We start from the raw sequence: 16,902 nt of genomic DNA on the forward strand, positions 1-16,902 counted from the left end.
ATGACCTCCGCCCCCACCCGGACGCGGGGGCAGCCACGGCCAGGAGGAAGCTTCTCCTCCTGGCTGGACCGGAACATCCGCTGGGTGTTTCCGCTGCCCGCTCTGGCCGCGCTGTTCGCGCTGACGATCCTGCCGCTGCTGTTCAACCTGATCCTGAGTACCCAGGACCGCTCGGTCAGTGACGCCCTGCCCAGCCGGTCCGTGGGTCTGGGCAACTTCGTGCAGGCGTTTCAGGACCCGCGCTTCTGGAATGCCACGAAGCTGATGTTCGAGTTCACGCTGATCGCGGTGCCCCTCCAGATGCTGCTGGGGCTGGGCCTCGCGCTGCTGCTTAACCGCCACATGCGGGCGCAGGGGCTGGTGCGCGCGGCGGTGCTGCTGCCCATGATCAGCACGCCGGTCGCCGTGGGCCTGATCTGGGCGCTGATGATGGACCCCAACCTCGGGGTGCTGAACTACTTCCTCCAGACCCTGGGCCTGGGACGCAGCCTGTGGCTGGCCGACCCCCGGCTGGTGATCCCGGCGCTGGCGCTGGTGGACATCTGGCAGTGGACGCCGCTGGTGGCCCTGATCCTGCTGGCGGGGTTGCAGACCATGCCCGACGATCCCTTCGAGGCCGCGCGCATCGACGGCGCGAGCAGTTGGCAGGCCTTCCGCTACATCACCTGGCCGCTGCTCCAGCCCGCGCTGTTCGCCGCGCTGACCATCCGCCTGATCGACGCCCTCAAGACCTTCGACATCATCGAGGTGATGACGCAGGGCGGCCCCGGCAACGCCAGCGAGACGCTGAACGTCTACGCCTATCACACCGGCTTTGAGTTCCTGCGGGTGGGCTACACCGCCTCGCTGCTCACGCTGCTGCTGGTCATCGTGGCGGTGGTCGCCATCGGCGTGAACCTGTTGCGGAGGCAGGCATGAGCACGCGCGCGACCGGCTGGCGCAACCTGCTGCCCAATCTGCTGCTGCTGATAGCCATCGTGGTCATGCTGTTCCCCTTCGTGTGGATGATCATGATGAGCCTCAAGACCCAGGTGCAGAACACGGCGGCGGTTCCGCTGTGGTTCTTCACGCCCACCTGGGAGAACTACCGCAACGTGATCGAGCGGAACAACTTCCTGCAATTCACCAAAAACAGCATGATCGTGGCCCTGAGCGCCACCCTGATCGGCATGGTGCTGGGGCTGCCCGCCGCCTACGCGATTGCGCGGTTCAAGCAGCGCGGACTGAGCCTGTGGATTCTGATCAGCCGCATCATCCCCTACATCACCTTTCTGCTGCCGCTGTTTCTGGTGTTCACCAAACTGAACCTGATCGGCAGCTACACGGCGCTGATCATCAGCCACCTGATCATCACCCTGCCCCTCATCGTGTGGATCACCATCGCCTTTTTCGAGGACATTCCGACCGATCTGGAGGAGGCGGCGCTGGTGGACGGCTCCTCGCGCGTCGGGGCCTTCGTGCGGATCATCCTGCCGCTGGTGGCGCCCGGCATCGTGACCGCCGGGATTCTGGCGATGATCTTTTCCTGGAACCAGTTCCTGTTCAGCCTGATTCTGGGGGGACCCAACACCAAGACCGTCCCGGTGGCCGTGTTCAACTTCCTGAGCTACGGCAGCCAGGATTACGGGGCAATTGCCGCCGCCGCCGTGCTGATCACGCTGCCGATCATCCTGCTGTCCCTGACGGTGCAGAAGTACATCGTCAAGGGGCTGACCGCGGGTGGCGTGAAAGGATGACCTTGCGCTTTCCACAGCCCATGCGCACGCCCCCGCCGGTGATGCTGAGCCTCGACCTGGGCAGCAGCGGCCTGAAAGGTTCGGCCTTCGACACGCTGGGCCGCTCGCTGGCGGGGCTGGAGGCGCACTCGCCCGTCGAACTGCGCTACGCGCCGGGCGGCGTCGCGGAGGTGGACCTCCCGGCCCTGATCCGGGGCATCGAGGACATCCTCGACCGCCTGCACCAGCGCCTGGGGCAGCGGCCCGTGCTGGGGGTGGCATTGACCAGCTTCGTGAGCAGCCTGGTCGTCCTGGATGCCGCCGACCGGCCCATCGGCCCGGTGCTGTCCTACGCCGATACCCGCTCGGCGGGGGAGGTGGCAGCGGTGGCGCGGATGGTGGACCCCGAACAGGTCGGGTGCCCCGCCTTCAGCGCCTACTGGCCCGCGCAGATTCGCTGGTGGCGGGCGGCGCATCCCGATCTGCACGCCGCGCGCTATGGCAGCGTGCCCGATTACCTGCTGCTGCGCTGGACCGGCGCCTGGCTCACCAGCTACTCGCTGGCGTCGTGGACCGGGATGCTGAACCGCTTCAGCCTGACGTGGGATGCCGGGGCACTGGCCGCCGCCGAAGTGACCGCCGACCAGTTGCCCGAGCTGGCCGACTACGACACCTCACTGACCCTGCGCCCGGAGTTCCAGGCCCGCTGGCCGAAACTCGCGGGGGTGCCTTTTTACCTGGGCATTGCCGACGGCGCGACGGCCACCGTCGGCAGCGGGGCCATCCTGCCGGGCCGCTTCGCGCTGACGGTCGGCAGCACCAGCGCGGTCCGCATGGCCGTCACCGGCCCGCCCCCGGCGATTCCGCCCGGCCTGTGGTCGTACCGCATCACGCGCGCGATGCACCTGCTGGGCGGCGCGCTGACCGAGGGGGGCAACCTCTACGGCTGGCTGACCTCCACCCTGCAACTGGGCGGCAAGGGGCTGGAAGAGGAACTGCTGGGCATCGTGCCCGACAGCCACGGCCTGACCTTCATTCCGTCGCTGGGCGGCACCCGCAGCCCCGACTACGACCCGCATGCGCGCGGCACGGTCCACGGGCTGAGCTACGCCACCACGCCCGCGCAGATCGCCCGCGCGGGGATGGAGGGCGTGGCCTGCCGCCTGGCCGACCTGGCCTGGCGCCTCCCCCTCCCGGAAGACGCCGTGTTTATCGCCAGTGGCAAGGCGCTGCTGGCCTCGCGCCCGTGGCAGCAGATGCTGGCCGATGCCCTGGGCCGCCCGCTGCTGCTGGAAGACCGGCCCACCGGGGCGAGTGCGCGCGGCGCGGCGCTGCTGGCGCTGGAGGCGCAGGGCCATCCCCTCCCCACCGAGCCGACCGCGCAGCGGCTGGTGGAGCCGGTGCCCGACCACCACGAACTCTACCGGGCCGCCACCCGGCGGATGCAGGCTCTGGGGGCCGCGCTGAGTGGGCTGCGTGAGGCGTGGGAGGTGCCCGCATGACCCCCGGTCTGCTGGACGTGCTGGCCGCCGACCGCCTGCTGCCCCTCTTCACGCCGGGGCAGGTGGAGGAGGCCGCCAGGCGTCTGTCCGCCCTGACGCGCGCGGGGGTCCGGGCGGTGGAACTCACCCACCGCAGCCCACAGACCCTGGAGGCCTTTCGCGCGCTGCGTGAGCGTTTTCCCGAGGTGCTGCTGGGGGCCGGGACCGTGCTGGGCGCCGCCGACGCCGAGGCCTTCGCGCAGGCTGGAGCCGACTTCATCGTCAGCCCCTGCCGGGTTCCGGCCGTCGCGTCGGTCTGCCGGGAACGCGGCCTGCCGTATCTCCCCGGCGCGGGCACGGTGCGCGAGGTGTTCGAGGCCCAGCAGGACGGGGCGGAAGTCGTCAAGTTGTTCCCCGGCGAGGTGCTGGGTCCGGCGTTCGTGCGGGCGCTGCTCGGCCCGCTCCCGCAGAGCCGCGTGCTGGTCACGGGCGGCGTGGAGCCGACCCGCCAGAGCGTCGGTGAATGGCTGCGCGCAGGTGCCCTGGCGGTGGGCCTGGGGAGCCGACTGTTCAGGCTGGACGCGGACGAGCTGGAGGCCCGGCTGACGGAACTCCTCGGCTTCACCCGTCAGGAAGGAACCCATGTCTGAAGCCCCCGTCAGTGTCCTGACCTTCGGGGAGGCCCTGCTGAAACTGGTCCTGCCCCCGGCGCAGCGGCTGGAGACGATGAGCAGGCTGGAAGCGCAGTGCGCCGGGGCGGAACTGAACGTCGCCGCCGCGCTGGCCGCCCTGGGTCGCCCCGCCGCCTGGGTGGGCGCCCTGCCCTCCGGACCGCTGGGCGAGTGGGTGCGTGGGCATGTGCGCGGGCTGAAGGTGGACGACCTGGCCCTGACCCGTGAGGGCCGACTGGGGACCTTCTACCTGGAAGACCATCACCCGCCCCGCCCCAGCCGTGTCGTGTACGACCGGGGCGGCAGCGCCTTCACGCACCTGACCGCCGCCGACTTCGATCCCGCGTGGCTGGCAGGCCGGGCGGCATTCCACGTGAGCGGCATCAGCCTGGCGCTGGGAGCGGGGCCACGCGACCTCGCCCTTCGCCTGATGGGGGAGGCCCGGGCGGCGGGCCTCACCGTCAGTTTCGACGTGAACCACCGCCGCCTGCTGCTGGCCGAGGATGCGGCCCTGGAAGTCTACGCCCCGGCCCTGCGCCTGGCCGACCTGATCTTCGTCGCCGGGCGGGACACCCCCATGCTGGGCGGTCTGGCGGGCCTGCGCGACCTCGCGCCGGACGCGCTGATCGTCCAGACGCGCGGCGCAGAGGGCAGCCTGGCCCTGATGCCTGGCGGGCAGACCTTCCCGCAGCCGGTTCTCGCCGCCAGCGGGCCGGGGCGGGTGGGCCGGGGGGACGCCTTCGCGGGCGGCTTCCTGCACGCCTCCCTGAACGGGGAGAGCGCCGCCGACGCCCTGGCCTTTGCCACCGCCACCGCCGCCCTGAAGACCACCACGCCGGGCGACCAGTTGCAGGCGACGGAGGCCGAGGTGTGGGCCGTGCTGGAGGCGGGTCACGCGGGCGAACCTGTCCGGTGACCCTGTCCCAAGGAGCTTGTGAATGGAATTGACCATGCGTTGGTTTGGCCCGGCAGACCCGGTGCAGCTCTGGCAATTGCGGCAGGTCCCCAATCTGTCGGGGGTCGTGACCGCCCTGCACGACTTCGCGCCGGGAGAGCCGTGGACGCGGCAGGCCATGCAGGACCTGCGGCAACGGGTCGAGGTGGCTGGCCTGCGCCTGAGCGTCATCGAGAGCATTCCGGTCCATGAGGACATCAAGCTGGGGAACGAACGGTGTGGCGAGCGCATCGAGGCATGGACCGAGAGCCTGCGGGTGGTGGCGGACGCGGGTGTCCGGACCGTCTGCTACAACTTCATGCCGGTCTTCGACTGGACCCGCACCGACCTCGCGCACCCCCGGCCGGACGGCAGCACCAGCCTGATCTTCCGGCAGGCCGAGGTGGAACAGCTCCGCATCGGGGTCGGGGAGCTGAGCCTGCCCGGCTGGGCCGAGGCGTATACGCCCGCCGAACTGGCGGACCTGCGCGCGGCGTATCAGGGCGTGGACGCGGCGGCGCTGCGCCAGAATCTCGCGTCCTTCCTGCGGGCGGTGGTGCCGGAGGCCGCCCGGCTGGGCGTGAAGCTCGCCATTCATCCCGACGACCCGCCCTGGCCGGTGCTGGGCCTTCCCCGCGTGGTCAGCACCGCCGAGGACCTGCGCTTCATTCTGGACGCGGTGCCGGACGAGCACAACGGCCTGACCTTCTGCCTGGGATCGCTGGGCGCGCGCCCGGACAACGACCTGCGGGCGATGGTCGAAGCCTTCGCGCCCCGCATCCACTTTGTCCACGCCCGCAACGTGAGGCGCCACAGCGACCGCGATTTCGACGAGGTGCCGCACGTCAGCCGTTTCGGTAGCACCGACCTCGCGGCGGTCATCATGCGCCTGGAGGAACTGCGCCCGGACGTGCCGGTTCGCCCGGACCACGGACGGATGATCTGGGGGGAGACGGGCCGCCCCGGGTACGGCCTGTACGACCGCGCGCTGGGGGCGATGTACCTGCAAGGGCTGATCGACGCCGTGCAGGAACGGAGGAGCCATGCCTGACCTGCTCAGCGAGGTGCGCCGCACCAAGATTCTCGCCATCCTGCGCGGCGTGCCCGCCCGGCACGCGCCGAAACTGGTCGAGACGCTGCGGGGCGCGGGCACCGAACTCTTCGAGGTCGCCCTGAGTGACGACCTGGGCTTGCCCTCGCTGCGGGCCATCCGCGCCGCCTTTCCTGACCTGACGCTGGGCGCAGGCACGGTGGTCACGCCGGACCTCGCCCGACAGGCGCAGGGGGCGGGGGCCACCTTCCTGGTCACGCCGCATCTGGTGCCAGACGTGAATGCCTATGCCCGCGAGCATGGCCTGGGCCTGCTCAGCGGCGCCCTGACCCCCACCGAGATTTACACGGCCCACACGCAGGGCAGCGCCGCCGTCAAGGTCTTTCCGGCCAGCAGCCTCGGCCCGGACTACTTCCGGCAGTTGCGCGGCCCGTACCCGCACCTCCCGCTCCTGGCAGTCGGGGGCGTGGACGCCCGGAACCTGAAGGACTACCTCCAGGCGGGGGCGGTCGGCGCGGGCGTCGGCGGGGCGCTGACCCGGGCCGACTGGACGAATCCCGACTGGGCCGGACTGCGGCGCAGGGCCGCAGAACTGATGCAGAGCGCGCAGGACGGATTCATCCCTGGAGTCACCTTATGAACATCACGAACATCGAAACCTTTATTGTCCCGCCGCGCTGGTGCTTCCTGAAGATCGAGACGGACGAGGGAATCGTCGGCTGGGGTGAACCGGTGGTGGAAGGCCGGGCGCATACGGTGCAGGCCGCCGTCCACGAGCTGGCCGATTACCTGATCGGGCAGGACCCCGGGCGCATCGAGGACCTCTGGCAGGTGATGTACCGGAGTGGGTTCTACCGGGGGGGGGCGGTCTTCATGAGCGCCATCGCCGGGATCGACCAGGCGCTGTGGGACATCAAGGGCCGGGCGCTGGGCACGCCGGTCTACAACCTGTTGGGCGGGGCGTGCCGCGACCGTATCCGGGTGTATTCGTGGATCGGCGGCGACCGGCCCGCCGAGGTGGGGGAAGCCGCGCGCCGGGCACACGCGGCGGGCTTTACCGCCGTCAAGATGAACGCCACCGAGGAACTCCAGTACGTGGATTCCTATGCCAAGGTGGACGCGGTGCTGGCGCGCGTGCAGGCGGTGCGGGAGGCGACCGCGCCGGACTTCGGCATCGCGGTGGATTTCCACGGCCGGGTCCACCGCCCGATGGCCCAGGTGCTGGCCCGCGAGCTGGAGCCTTACCGGCTGATGTTCATCGAGGAACCTGTCCTGTCCGAACACGTCGAGGCCCTGCGCGACGTCAAGCGGGCGACCACGACGCCGATTGCGCTGGGCGAGCGGCTCTATTCGCGCTGGGACTTCAAGCAGGTGTTGCAGGAGGGCCTGGCCGACATCCTTCAGCCGGACCTCTCGCACGCCGGGGGCATCAGCGAATGCCGCAAGATCGCCACGATGGCCGAAGCCTACGACGTGGCCCTCGCCCCGCACTGCCCGCTGGGGCCAATCGCGCTGGCCGCCTGTCTCCAGGTGGACGCGGTGTCCCACAACGCCTTCATTCAGGAGCAGAGCTTGGGCATCCACTACAACGCGGGGAGTGACCTGCTCGACTACCTGACCGACCAGACCGTTTTTGAATACGCCGGGGGCTTCGTGCAGATGCCGCTGGGGCCGGGGCTGGGCATCCAGGTGAACGAGGACGTCGTGCGCGAGCTGGCCCGTACCGGCCACCGCTGGCGCAATCCCGTCTGGCGCCACGCCGACGGCAGCGTCGCGGAGTGGTGACGGCACAGGTCAGCAGCCGTGGCCCAGCAGTTGTGCCACGTTACCGTGCAGGATGTGCCCGGCGGCCCGCTCCGCACATCAAGTTCCTGCGGCCACTCCCCGAACTCTGATGTGAGACGGACACGTGAGGGGCCTCGATCCCCACCGCCGCGAGGCTGCCTCCGCCACCGAAAACACCCGTTAAGGTCTTGAAGCCTTTGTTCGTCAGTCAATTTCCAGCCATGAGCACAGTTCCGCGATTCCCCGAGGCCCAGTTTGGGTCCTCATTCTGGGGAGAAATTCTTTCTCGGCGCCAGAAAAAACATCACCGGTCACGGCACTTCGATGACCACCTTTCCTGTCGCTCGCCCGGTTTCGCTGTAAGCGAGTGCTTCGCGTGTTTCATCCAGAGAAAACACCCGGTCAATCACGGGGCGAATCGTGCCGTCCTGCAACATGGCGCCCAGCACTTCCAGTTGTTTCCCGTCGGGGCGCATGAACAGGTAAGCGAACTTGACGTGGTAACGCCGGGCCAGCCTGTAATCCTTGATATGCGTCGCCGCGAGGCCCAACCGAACCGGCCACGCAATGTTGCGCTCACGCACGGCTTGCGGCGTCGGCGCGCCGTTGATGGTGACGAGCGTTCCGCCCCGGCGCAGCACCTTGAATGACCGGGCCAGCACGTCTCCACCCTGGGTATCCAGCACGAAATCCTGGTCTGAAAGGAGTTCATCGAACCGCTGCGTGCGGTAGTCGATCACCGTCTGCGCTCCCAATTCGCGGACGAGCGCCTCATTGCGCGCTGAGACGGTGGTGGCAACCTCTGCCCCGAGCGAGTGGGCCAGTTGAATGGCGATGCTGCCCACGCCACCCGACCCGGCCTGAATCAGCACCTTTTGCCCCGGACTGACGTGTCCAATCTCCGTGAGGGCCTGCCAGGCAGTCAGTCCAACCAGTGGAATACTCGCGGCCTCGACGTGCGTGAGCCGTGCGGGCTTGTGCGCGGCCTCCTTTTCCCCGACCAGGGCATACTCGGCAAAGGCCCCGATGCGGTCTTTATCGAGGCGGGCGAAGACCTCGTCACCGACGGCAAAGCGGGTGACGGCGGAACCGACGGCGACCACTTCACCGGACAGGTCACTGCCCAGGATCAAGGGGAGCCGGTAAGGCAGGATGGGACGCAGGCGACCACTCCGAATAGCGAGGTCGATGGGGTTGACACTCGCGGCCCGCACCCGCACCAGCAGGTCATGGGGGCCGGGCTGCGGTTGAGGCAGAAAGCCGATCTGTACCGCGTCGTTCGGGCCGTAGCGTTCTATGTAAGCTGCTTTCATTTTTCCTCCCGGTTTGCTGGGGCTATTCCCTGCCAGGCGAACTGGATGGCAAGGGCCGCCGCGTCCTGCCAGGACATGCCTTCGAGCAGGTCGTCGGTGGCGAGGGTGGCGACCCCGTGAAAATTGGCGAACGCCACCAGGGCGATGTGTTTGGGATCACCCGCCTGCACCTCCCCGCTGTGCTGGGCCGCGGCAATGGTGGTGGTGAGGGTTTGCAGGGTCGAGCAACTGATTTTGCGGAGTGCGCCGCTGGCGTCTGGATGGTGTTTGGTAGCGTACATGAGGCGCAGGATGCGGGGATGGGTCACGGCGAACTGGACGTAAGCAAGGGCGGCGGCCTTAAACCGCGCTTCAAAGGGTTCGGTCGTGGTGTAAATCTCGGCGAGGATCTGGTTGAGCTGTTCAAAGCCAGTGACCGCGAGGGCGTCCAGCAGCGCCTGTTTGTCCTTGAAGTGGCGGGCGGAGGCACCGTGACTGACGCCCAGTTCACGGGCCAGGGCACGCAGGGACAGGTTCTCCACGCCTTCCCGCTCAATGATGTCCCAGGCGCGTCTGAGCAGTTCGGCCCGGAGGTTGCCGTGATGGTAGGGGCGTCCTTCGCTCACGGCGCGAGTGTAGCGCGAAGTAGGCATTGACAACAATGCTATCGGTGACTACATTGGGACACATGGCTGCTTCCAATACCCCAGACGCCGAACCGAAACGGGTGCTGTTCGTCGTCACTGCCGCCGACCGCTGGACGCTGAAAGACGGTACCGTCCACCCTTCCGGCTACTGGGGCGAAGAATTGGCGATGCCGCACAAAATTTTCAGTGAAGCAGGTTGGAACATCACCCTCGCCACACCGGGCGGCAAGGCCCCCACGCTGGATCGCCTCAGCATGAACTGGACGGCGGGTTCTTCCTCCAAACGGCACGCAATCGCGGATTACCTGCTCTCGATCAAACCCCAGTTGGATCATCCCCGGTCACTGGGCACCGTGAATCCCGATGACTATGACCTGGTGTTCTACCCCGGCGGTCACGGCCCGATGGAAGACCTGGCCTATGATGAAGTTTCGGGTGCGCTGCTGACCCGCAGGCTGAACTCGGGGAGGCCGCTGGCCCTGCTGTGCCACGCGCCTGCCGCCGCCCTCGCGGCCAGGAATCCCGATGGGTCATGGCCGTTTGAGGGCTACCGCATGACCGGACTGTCGAACACCGAGGAGCGCCTGAACACCTTTGGTTGGAAAGCCAAGTGGTTCCTGGAAGACCGCCTGCGTGAGGAGGGCGCAGAGTACGTCAAGGGCGCCATCCCCCTGCTCCCCTTCCTGGTGGTGGATCGCAACCTCTACACTGGGCAGAATCCCGCGTCCTCTGAACAGCTTGCCAAGCGTCTGGTCGCTGACCTGAGCTGAGGCCCTGGCGCTGACGACACCACTGCTGTGGAAGCACATCGACCCCTTTGGGCGTTACCACTTCGATATGAGCCGTATCCGAGACTGACTGAGACAGCATTCATGCCCTTAACGGACGCTTTCGGGCGAATGTGGTTATGACCCGCTTGTGGCCTGACGAACCACAGCGATGGCCCTTGCGCTCAGGGCGACGGAGACGCGACCCGCAGAACGCTTCCGCAAGTCGCTGAACAGATCAGCGACCTCCCGCACGTTCCGGTTCATGGCCTGCGCGTAGGGCAACAGGCGTTCGCCTATGTCGTTCAGGACCATCCCCCGCACCCGCCCGGTGTAGAGGGGCTGCCCGATCTGTTCCTGCGGTGCCTGGAGTTGCCCATCCACGGCGGGTTGGCTGACTGCCCAACCTCTGCTGGTACGGAGCGGAAGGCCACACGGTCACGCGCCGGGTCTGGTTGGCGGACGTGGGGCCGCCTCCCACTCGCGCTATGCTGGCCTGCTTCATCCCCTGGCCGCGTGAACAAACGCTCAAGCGCACGTGAACCTCCGAGATTCACCACGGGGCGGCCCACTGCTACGGTGTTTTCAGCGTCGCCCGCGTTCGCCTTTTTTCAACGGCCCGGCCCGGGTTTCTGGGGAAATATGGAGTTGGATGTCCTCGGCCTGTCCCGCTTCCAGTTCGCCTCCACCAGCATCTTTCACTTCTTTTTCGTGTCCCTCACGGTTGGCCTGGCCTTTTTGATCGCCGTCATGGAAACCTTCGCGTATGTGCGGAAGGACCGGGCGCGGCTCTACGGGAACATGACCAACTTCTTCGGGCACCTCTTCCTGATCAACTTCGCGGTGGGGGTCGTGACCGGCATCGTGCAGGAGTTTCAGTTCGGGATGAACTGGAGCGAGTATTCGCGCTTCGTGGGCAACATCTTCGGAGTGCCGCTCGCGCTGGAAGTGCTGATGGCCTTCTTTCTCGAAAGCACCTTCATCGCGCTGTGGTGGTTCGGCAAGGACCGGCTGCCGCCCTGGGCACGGCTGGGGAGCATCTGGCTGGTCGCCATCGGGACCCAGATCAGCGCCTTCTGGATCGTGCTGGCGAATGCCTGGATGCACCATCCGGTCGGCTACCGGGTGGTGGGCGAGCAGGCCTTCCTGACCAGCTTTCCGGCAGTCGTCTTCAACTACAAGGCGTGGCTGTACTTCGCGCACGTGCAGGGGTCGGCCTGGACAGTCGCGGCCTTTTTCGTGCTGGGCATCAGCGCCTACCACCTGCTCCGGCGGCAGAACGTGGACGTGTTTTCGCGCTCGCTGCGGATCGGGCTGGTGTTCGCCGCCACCGGCACGGTCTTTTCCATCTCCAGCGGGCACCGCGAGGCGCAGGTCGCGCGCTATGACCAGCCGATGAAGTTCGCCGCGATGGAGGCGCAGTGGCAGACCTCCGAATCGCCCGCCCCCTGGTCCGCCATCGCCAGCATCAACATGGCCGAGCGGCGCAACGACTTTTCGGTGGAGATTCCGTATCTCGGCTCGCTGCTGGCGTACAACAGCCTGCACGGGAACTACCAGGGCATCATCCCGCTCCAGCAGCAGTACGAACGCACTCTCGGCCCCGGCAACTACATCCCGCCCGTGCCGTGGGTGTACTGGAACTTCCGCATCATGGTGGGCATCGGGACGCTGCTGCTGCTGGCCGCGTACGGCGGCCTCTTCCTGTGGTGGCGCCAGCGGGAGGCGCTGAACGGCACCCGCTGGTACCTGCGCGTCCTGCTGCTGCTGATTCCGCTTCCCTGGGTCGCCAACTTCTGCGGCTGGATCACCACCGAGATGGGCCGCCAGCCCTTCATGGTCTACGGCCTCCTGACGGTGCAGGAAGGCGTCAGCGCCAACACGACCGCTGAAGTCCTGGTCGGACTGATCGGCCTGTGGGTCGTCTACCTCGCCCTGATCGGCCTCGACATCTACCTGCTGACTGTGACGGCGCGGGCGGGCATCCACGACAAGCCCGAAGCGCAGATTCTGGCCGCCCCCGCCCCTAGTTACACGGGCGAGGGCTTCCAGGGCTATGAGAGAAGGGATTAGGAGTGAGGCGTTAGAAAAAACCCTCCCTAACGCCTCATTCCTAACCCCCAACCCCTCAAAGGAGACAACATGGACCTCGTCGCCCTCTGGTTCTGGCTGATCGCGCTGACCTTCACGCTGTACTTCTTTCTGGAGGGCTTCGACTTCGGGGTGGACATCCTGCGGCCCTTCCTGGCGAAGAACGAGGCGGAGGAGCGGGCGCTGGTCGGCACCATCGGCCCCTTCTGGGACGGCAACGAGGTGTGGGTGATCGCGGCGGCGGGCGTGATGTTCTCGACCTTTCCGGTGTGGTACGGGGCGCTCTTCAGCGGCATGTATTCGGTCTTCGTGATCATCCTGCTGGCGCTGCTGCTGCGGGGCGTGTCGTTCGAGTACCGCAACCAGGTGGACCAGCCACGCTGGCGCAACTTCTGGGACTGGATGTCGTTCCTGGGCAGCATCATTCCGGCCTTTTTCTGGGGCGTCACGATGGCGAAACTGATCGAGGGGCTACCCATCAACGCCGACGAGCGGGTGCTGAGCGGCTTTCTCCAGCTGTTCACGCCCTTCTCGGTGGTGGGCGGGCTGGCGACGCTGCTGCTCTTCATGTTGCACGGCGCGAACTTCCTGCTGCTGCGGCTCCACAAGGACACCGGGCTGTACGAGCGGGCGCGGGCCGCCGCCCTCTTCTGGGGCGCCCTCGCCACCGTCGCCATCCTGGCCTTCGTGGTGATGGGCTACGTGGTCGAGGGGCTGTTCACGACGTTCGGCGTGCTGCCGTGGGTCTTTCCCATCCTCGCGGCCCTCACGCTGGGGAGCATCTGGTACGGCCTGAGTACCAAAAGGGACGTGCTGGCCTTTTTGATGAGCAGCCTGACCATCGTGTTCTCGACCGTCACCATCTTCATCGCTCTGTACACCCGGCAGGTCGTCTTGCCCTCCACCCTCGATCCCGCGTTCAGTCTGGGCTTGCGCGCGAGTGCCAGCCAGCCGTACACGCTGGTGCTGATGACCTGGGTGGGCGGCATCTTCCTGCCGCTGATCGTCGGGTATCAGATCTGGAACTATTACGTCTTCCGTGAGCGTGTCCGCCCCGACGAGGGCGGGCTGAACAAGGGGTACGACTAAGCCGTGAAGCCACTGCTGCGCTTGCCCGGCGTGCGGGCACTGGCGCTCGCCTGCGCGGGGCTGGCGCTCCTGACCTTCGGCCTGGTGCTGGGGCAGTGGGGGCTGGTGGCCCGGCTGGTGAACGGGATGTTTCTGGGGGGCCAGGCCCCGGCGGCCCTTCTCCCGGCGTTCGTGGCCCTCGGCCTGATCTGGCTCACCCGCGCGGCCTTGACGGGCCTGCGTGACTTCCTCGCCGCGCGGACCGCCGCCCGCGTGAAGCGCGAGATGCGCGGGCGGCTGCTCTCGCATCTGCTGAACCTCGGCCCGCTGTTCGTGGCGGAGAGCGGGGCGGCGAACTGACCGAGGTCGTGGGGGAGGGGGTGGAGAAGCTCGACGGGTTCGTGGGGCGGTTCGTGCCGGGTCTGGTCTTCGCCGCCGTCCTGCCGCCGCTGCTCGCCGTGACCGTGCTGCTGCTCGACCCCCTCAGCGGGCTGATCCTGCTGTTCACCGGGCCGCTGATGCTGGTCCTCTTATGGCTGGTGGGGACGCAGGCGGACGCGGCGGCGAAGGCGCAGTGGCTGACGCTGGGCCGCCTCAGCGCGGGCTTCGTGGACACCCTGCGCGGTTTGCCGACGCTGGTGGTCTTTGGCCGCGTCCGTGAGCGGCTGGCCGCCCTGCGCGAGGCGGACGCGGCCTACCGGCAGGTGACGCTGGGCGTGCTGCGGACGGCCTTTCTCTCCGGCTTCGTGCTCGAATTCGGCGCGACCCTCAGCACCGCGCTGGTGGCGGTGACGGTGGGCGTGCGGCTGTTCGAGGGGGATCTGCCGTTCGAGCGGGCCTTTTTCGTGCTGCTGCTGGCCCCGGAGTTCTTCGCGCCGCTGCGTGCCCTGGGGGCCGACCACCACGCCAGCCTGGAGGCGCGGGCGGCGGGCGAACGCCTCTTCGCGGTGCTGGAACGGGAAGTGCCCGCGCGGGGAAGGTGCCCCGTTCCGGCAGGTCCGCTCCACATCGAATTCCGGGACGTGACGCTGCGTTACGGGGAGCGGGTCGCCCTCTCGGGCGTGAGCTTCAGGCTGCCGCCCGGCTCGCGCACGCTGCTGGTGGGGGAGAGCGGCGCGGGCAAGACGAGCGCCGCGCGCCTGCTGCTGGGCTTCGCGACACCGAGCAGTGGGGAAGTGCGGGTGAACGGCGTGCCGCTGACCGACCTCGACCCGGCGGCCTGGCGGGCACGGGTCGCCTATCTGCCCGAACGCCCCTACCTCTTTCCCGGCACGGTGCGGGGCAACATCTGCCTGGGACAGCCGGAGGCGACGGAGGAGCAGATCATCGCTGCCGCGCGGGCCGCGAACGCCCACGAGTTCATCACGCGCCTCCCGCATGGCTACGACACGGAGGTGGGCGCGGAGGGGGCGCGGCTGAGCGGCGGTGAACGCCTGCGGCTCGCGCTCGCCCGGGCCTTCCTGCGGAACGCTGAGCTGCTGATCCTCGACGAGCCGACCTCGCAACTCGACGCGGGGAGCGAGGCGCAGGTGAAAGGAGCCCTCGAACGGCTGGGGGAGGGGCGCACCGTGCTGACCATCTCGCACCGCGCGGGCCTGCGCGGCGGGCACGACCAGACGGTTGAACTCGCAGGGGGACGGGTCCGCGAACGGGCGGGGGAGCGGGCGTGAACGGGCTGTGGCCCCTGCTGCGTGGACAGCGTGCCCGCGTGGTCGGCTCGCTGCTGCTCGGCACGCTGACGGTGCTGGCCTCGGTGGGCCTCCTGGCCGGGTCGGGGGCGCTGATCTCCGGGGCGGCCTTGCGCCCCGAGTCGCTGCTGGTGCTGCTGCCGCTGATCACGGCGGTGCGGCTCTTCGGCATCTCGCGCGCCGCGCTGCGCTACGCCGAGCGGCTGGTGTCGCACGACCTCACCTTCCGGCTGCTGGGACGGGTGCGGGCGGAGGTCCTGGCCCGGCTCGCGCAGGTCGCGCCCGCCGCGCTGCTGGGAAGACGGGGCGGCGACCTTCTGACGCGGGTGCGCTCGGACGTGGACGAGTTGCAGGGCACCTACCTGCGCCTCTTCGCCCCAACGCTGGTGGCCGCGCTGGTGGCGCTCGTGACGCTGGCGCTGGTGTGGGTGGTGTCTCCGCGCCTCACCTTCCTCCTGCTCGCGCTGTTCGTCCTGGCGGGTGTGCTGCTGCCCGCGCTCGCCCTGCGCGCCGCTGCCGCCGCCGGGCGTGTCCAGAATGCCGCCCGCGCCGAACTCGGGGCCGCCACGCTGGAGGCCCTGCACGGCCTGCCCGACCTCCTGACGGGCGGTGGAGGGCCAGCCGCCGAGCGGCACTTCGCCGGGCTGCTCGCCACGCTGGAGGGGGCGGAAACGCGCCGCGCCCGCGTCACGGCAGGCGCCAACGCGGCGCGCGAGGCTCTCGGCGGCTTCGGTCTGCTCGCCGCCCTGCTGCTGGTCGGCCAGGGCGTCACCGGCGGGCAGACGCCCGGCCCCCTGCTGGCCGCCACGGCCCTCGGTGTGCTGGCGAGTTTCGAGGCGGTCGGCAACCTGGGGAGCGCCTGGGCCGCGTCTGGCGCCCTGCATGCCGCCGCTGGGCGTGTGGACGGCCTGCGTCTCCTCCAGGCCGCCGTACAGGACCCCGCCTCACCGCGCGACCTGCCCGCCGACGCCACCCTGCGTTTTGCACACCTTCATTTCCGCTACCCGCACCATGACGCCGAGGTGCTGCGGGACGTGAACCTCACCCTGCCCCCCGGCGCACGTGTCGCGCTGGTCGGGCCGTCGGGGGTCGGAAAAAGCACGCTGCTGGGCCTGGCCCTCCGGTTCTGGGACCCGGCAGGCGGAGACGTGACTCTGGGCGGGGTGGACCTCCGCGACCTGCACCTCGCGGACCTGCGTTCCCGCTTCGCCTGGGCACCGCAACAGGCCGAGGTGTTCGACGGCACCCTGCGCGGGAATCTTCGTCTGGGCGACGCGGGTGTGGCCGATGCCGAGTTGCTGGCCCTGCTGGCCGACCTGGGACTGGGCGCGCTGCTGGCCCGCCTCCCGGGCGGCTTGGACGGCTGGGTGGGCGAGTACGGGGCGCGGCTCTCGGCGGGGGAGCGGGCCCGGCTCTCGGTCGCGCGGGCGCTGCTGCGGCCTGCCGCCCCCATCCTGCTGCTCGACGAACCCACCGCGCACCTCGACGCGGCGAATGCCCGGCGGCTGCTGCGCGTGGTCGAGGAACGCACGCCAGGACGCGCCGCCTTGCTCGTCACCCATCAGCCCGAGCTGCTGGGCCCGGGATGGCGCGTGGTGCGCCTGGGTGGGCTGGAAGTGGAAAACAGGAGCAGGGTAGTCCTGGGGGAAGCCGAATGGTGAAGGTGGTTCCCAGAGGCAAGCCTGCTTTGACGAGGCCTGAAGAAAGGAGGA

At 68.6% G+C, this 16,902-nt stretch carries 16 protein-coding genes and 1 pseudogene; 14 read left to right on the forward strand and 3 right to left on the reverse strand.

What is annotated here, in order from left to right:
• Genes E5F05_RS01660 through dgoD form a run of 8 tightly spaced genes read left to right on the forward strand, consistent with a single transcriptional unit; the run spans window position 1 to window position 7,637 of the window.
• Window positions 1–918 (forward strand): carbohydrate ABC transporter permease, encoded by a 918-nt coding sequence (locus tag E5F05_RS01660; RefSeq protein WP_146719748.1) that lies wholly within the window; start codon window positions 1–3, stop codon window positions 916–918.
• Window positions 915–1,736: a carbohydrate ABC transporter permease gene (locus E5F05_RS01665; protein ID WP_146719749.1), complete on the forward strand. Its 822-nt coding sequence runs from the start codon at window positions 915–917 to the stop codon at window positions 1,734–1,736. The genes E5F05_RS01660 and E5F05_RS01665 overlap by 4 nt, the downstream gene beginning before the upstream one ends.
• Window positions 1,737–1,756: 20 nt before the next feature.
• Window positions 1,757–3,217: a gluconokinase gene (locus E5F05_RS01670; protein ID WP_244944468.1), complete on the forward strand. Its 1,461-nt coding sequence runs from the start codon at window positions 1,757–1,759 to the stop codon at window positions 3,215–3,217.
• Window positions 3,214–3,846: a bifunctional 4-hydroxy-2-oxoglutarate aldolase/2-dehydro-3-deoxy-phosphogluconate aldolase gene (locus tag E5F05_RS01675; RefSeq protein WP_146719751.1), complete on the forward strand. Its 633-nt coding sequence runs from the start codon at window positions 3,214–3,216 to the stop codon at window positions 3,844–3,846. Before E5F05_RS01670 ends, E5F05_RS01675 begins: the two co-directional genes overlap by 4 nt.
• Complete coding sequence (locus E5F05_RS01680; protein WP_146719752.1) at window positions 3,839–4,783, forward strand: sugar kinase; 945 nt, start codon at window positions 3,839–3,841, stop codon at window positions 4,781–4,783. The genes E5F05_RS01675 and E5F05_RS01680 overlap by 8 nt, the downstream gene beginning before the upstream one ends.
• 22 nt (window positions 4,784–4,805) lie before the next feature.
• A complete protein-coding gene (locus E5F05_RS01685; RefSeq protein ID WP_146719753.1) occupies window positions 4,806–5,852 on the forward strand; it encodes a mannonate dehydratase in 1,047 nt (348 codons plus the stop codon).
• A complete protein-coding gene (locus E5F05_RS01690; RefSeq protein ID WP_146719754.1) occupies window positions 5,845–6,492 on the forward strand; it encodes a bifunctional 4-hydroxy-2-oxoglutarate aldolase/2-dehydro-3-deoxy-phosphogluconate aldolase in 648 nt (215 codons plus the stop codon). The genes E5F05_RS01685 and E5F05_RS01690 overlap by 8 nt, the downstream gene beginning before the upstream one ends.
• On the forward strand, window positions 6,489–7,637 hold the full coding sequence (dgoD, locus tag E5F05_RS01695) for a galactonate dehydratase (RefSeq protein ID WP_146719755.1): 1,149 nt from the start codon (window positions 6,489–6,491) through the stop codon (window positions 7,635–7,637). The genes E5F05_RS01690 and dgoD overlap by 4 nt, the downstream gene beginning before the upstream one ends.
• Window positions 7,638–7,948: 311 nt before the next feature.
• Here the strand turns inward: dgoD and E5F05_RS01700 are convergent, their stop codons facing one another.
• Window positions 7,949–8,950 carry an NADP-dependent oxidoreductase gene (locus tag E5F05_RS01700; protein ID WP_146719756.1) on the reverse strand — a complete coding sequence of 334 codons (1,002 nt, stop codon included), beginning with the start codon at window positions 8,948–8,950 and terminating at the stop codon, window positions 7,949–7,951.
• On the reverse strand, window positions 8,947–9,555 hold the full coding sequence (locus E5F05_RS01705) for a TetR/AcrR family transcriptional regulator (protein ID WP_221274442.1): 609 nt from the start codon (window positions 9,553–9,555) through the stop codon (window positions 8,947–8,949). Before E5F05_RS01705 ends, E5F05_RS01700 begins: the two co-directional genes overlap by 4 nt.
• 62 nt (window positions 9,556–9,617) lie before the next feature.
• On the opposite strand from E5F05_RS01705, the gene E5F05_RS01710 reads away from it, so the two are divergent.
• The gene (locus E5F05_RS01710) at window positions 9,618–10,346 is read left to right on the forward strand and encodes a type 1 glutamine amidotransferase domain-containing protein (RefSeq protein WP_146719758.1); all 729 of its coding nucleotides are present in this window, start codon (window positions 9,618–9,620) and stop codon (window positions 10,344–10,346) included.
• Window positions 10,347–10,481: 135 nt separating this feature from the next.
• On the opposite strand, the gene E5F05_RS01715 is transcribed toward E5F05_RS01710, so the two are convergent.
• Complete coding sequence (locus E5F05_RS01715; RefSeq protein ID WP_146719759.1) at window positions 10,482–10,727, reverse strand: LysR family transcriptional regulator; 246 nt, start codon at window positions 10,725–10,727, stop codon at window positions 10,482–10,484.
• A 258-nt stretch (window positions 10,728–10,985) separates the two neighbouring features.
• Between E5F05_RS01715 and E5F05_RS01720 the strand changes: the two genes are divergently transcribed.
• The 5 genes and pseudogenes from E5F05_RS01720 to cydC all read left to right on the forward strand — a co-directional run bounded on the left by E5F05_RS01720 (window position 10,986) and on the right by cydC (window position 16,851).
• Entirely contained in the window at window positions 10,986–12,416 is a 1,431-nt protein-coding gene (locus E5F05_RS01720) for a cytochrome ubiquinol oxidase subunit I (protein ID WP_146719760.1), read from the forward strand.
• A 69-nt stretch (window positions 12,417–12,485) separates the two neighbouring features.
• Entirely contained in the window at window positions 12,486–13,523 is a 1,038-nt protein-coding gene (gene cydB / locus E5F05_RS01725) for a cytochrome d ubiquinol oxidase subunit II (RefSeq protein ID WP_146719761.1), read from the forward strand.
• Window positions 13,524–13,526: 3 nt separating this feature from the next.
• Entirely contained in the window at window positions 13,527–13,862 is a 336-nt protein-coding gene (locus E5F05_RS01730; RefSeq protein ID WP_146719762.1) for a 6TM ABC transporter family protein, read from the forward strand.
• Window positions 13,853–15,172, forward strand: a pseudogene (gene cydD / locus E5F05_RS01735) (thiol reductant ABC exporter subunit CydD); the annotation flags it as partial. The gene E5F05_RS01730 and the pseudogene cydD, both read left to right, overlap by 10 nt.
• On the forward strand, window positions 15,169–16,851 hold the full coding sequence (gene cydC / locus E5F05_RS01740; protein ID WP_146719764.1) for a thiol reductant ABC exporter subunit CydC: 1,683 nt from the start codon (window positions 15,169–15,171) through the stop codon (window positions 16,849–16,851). The pseudogene cydD and the gene cydC, both read left to right, overlap by 4 nt.
• Window positions 16,852–16,902 lie beyond the last annotated feature (51 nt).

Origin of the sequence: Deinococcus metallilatus (genome assembly GCF_004758605.1) — a bacterium.
Lineage (GTDB): Bacteria > Deinococcota > Deinococci > Deinococcales > Deinococcaceae > Deinococcus > Deinococcus metallilatus.

Bases quoted from the DNA above. Each gene is read 5' to 3' on its own strand.
- E5F05_RS01690 (WP_146719754.1), top strand. From the start codon at position 5,845: ATGCCTGACCTGCTCAGCGAGGTGCGCCGCACCAAGATTCTCGCCATC.
- E5F05_RS01665 (WP_146719749.1), top strand. From the start codon at position 915: ATGAGCACGCGCGCGACCGGCTGGCGCAACCTGCTGCCCAATCTGCTG.
- cydB (WP_146719761.1), top strand. From the start codon at position 12,486: ATGGACCTCGTCGCCCTCTGGTTCTGGCTGATCGCGCTGACCTTCACG.
- E5F05_RS01700 (WP_146719756.1), bottom strand. From the start codon at position 8,950: ATGAAAGCAGCTTACATAGAACGCTACGGCCCGAACGACGCGGTACAG.
- E5F05_RS01675 (WP_146719751.1), top strand. From the start codon at position 3,214: ATGACCCCCGGTCTGCTGGACGTGCTGGCCGCCGACCGCCTGCTGCCC.
- E5F05_RS01660 (WP_146719748.1), top strand. From the start codon at position 1: ATGACCTCCGCCCCCACCCGGACGCGGGGGCAGCCACGGCCAGGAGGA.
- E5F05_RS01670 (WP_244944468.1), top strand. From the start codon at position 1,757: ATGCGCACGCCCCCGCCGGTGATGCTGAGCCTCGACCTGGGCAGCAGC.
- E5F05_RS01710 (WP_146719758.1), top strand. From the start codon at position 9,618: ATGGCTGCTTCCAATACCCCAGACGCCGAACCGAAACGGGTGCTGTTC.
- dgoD (WP_146719755.1), top strand. From the start codon at position 6,489: ATGAACATCACGAACATCGAAACCTTTATTGTCCCGCCGCGCTGGTGC.
- E5F05_RS01685 (WP_146719753.1), top strand. From the start codon at position 4,806: ATGGAATTGACCATGCGTTGGTTTGGCCCGGCAGACCCGGTGCAGCTC.
- E5F05_RS01720 (WP_146719760.1), top strand. From the start codon at position 10,986: ATGGAGTTGGATGTCCTCGGCCTGTCCCGCTTCCAGTTCGCCTCCACC.
- E5F05_RS01680 (WP_146719752.1), top strand. From the start codon at position 3,839: ATGTCTGAAGCCCCCGTCAGTGTCCTGACCTTCGGGGAGGCCCTGCTG.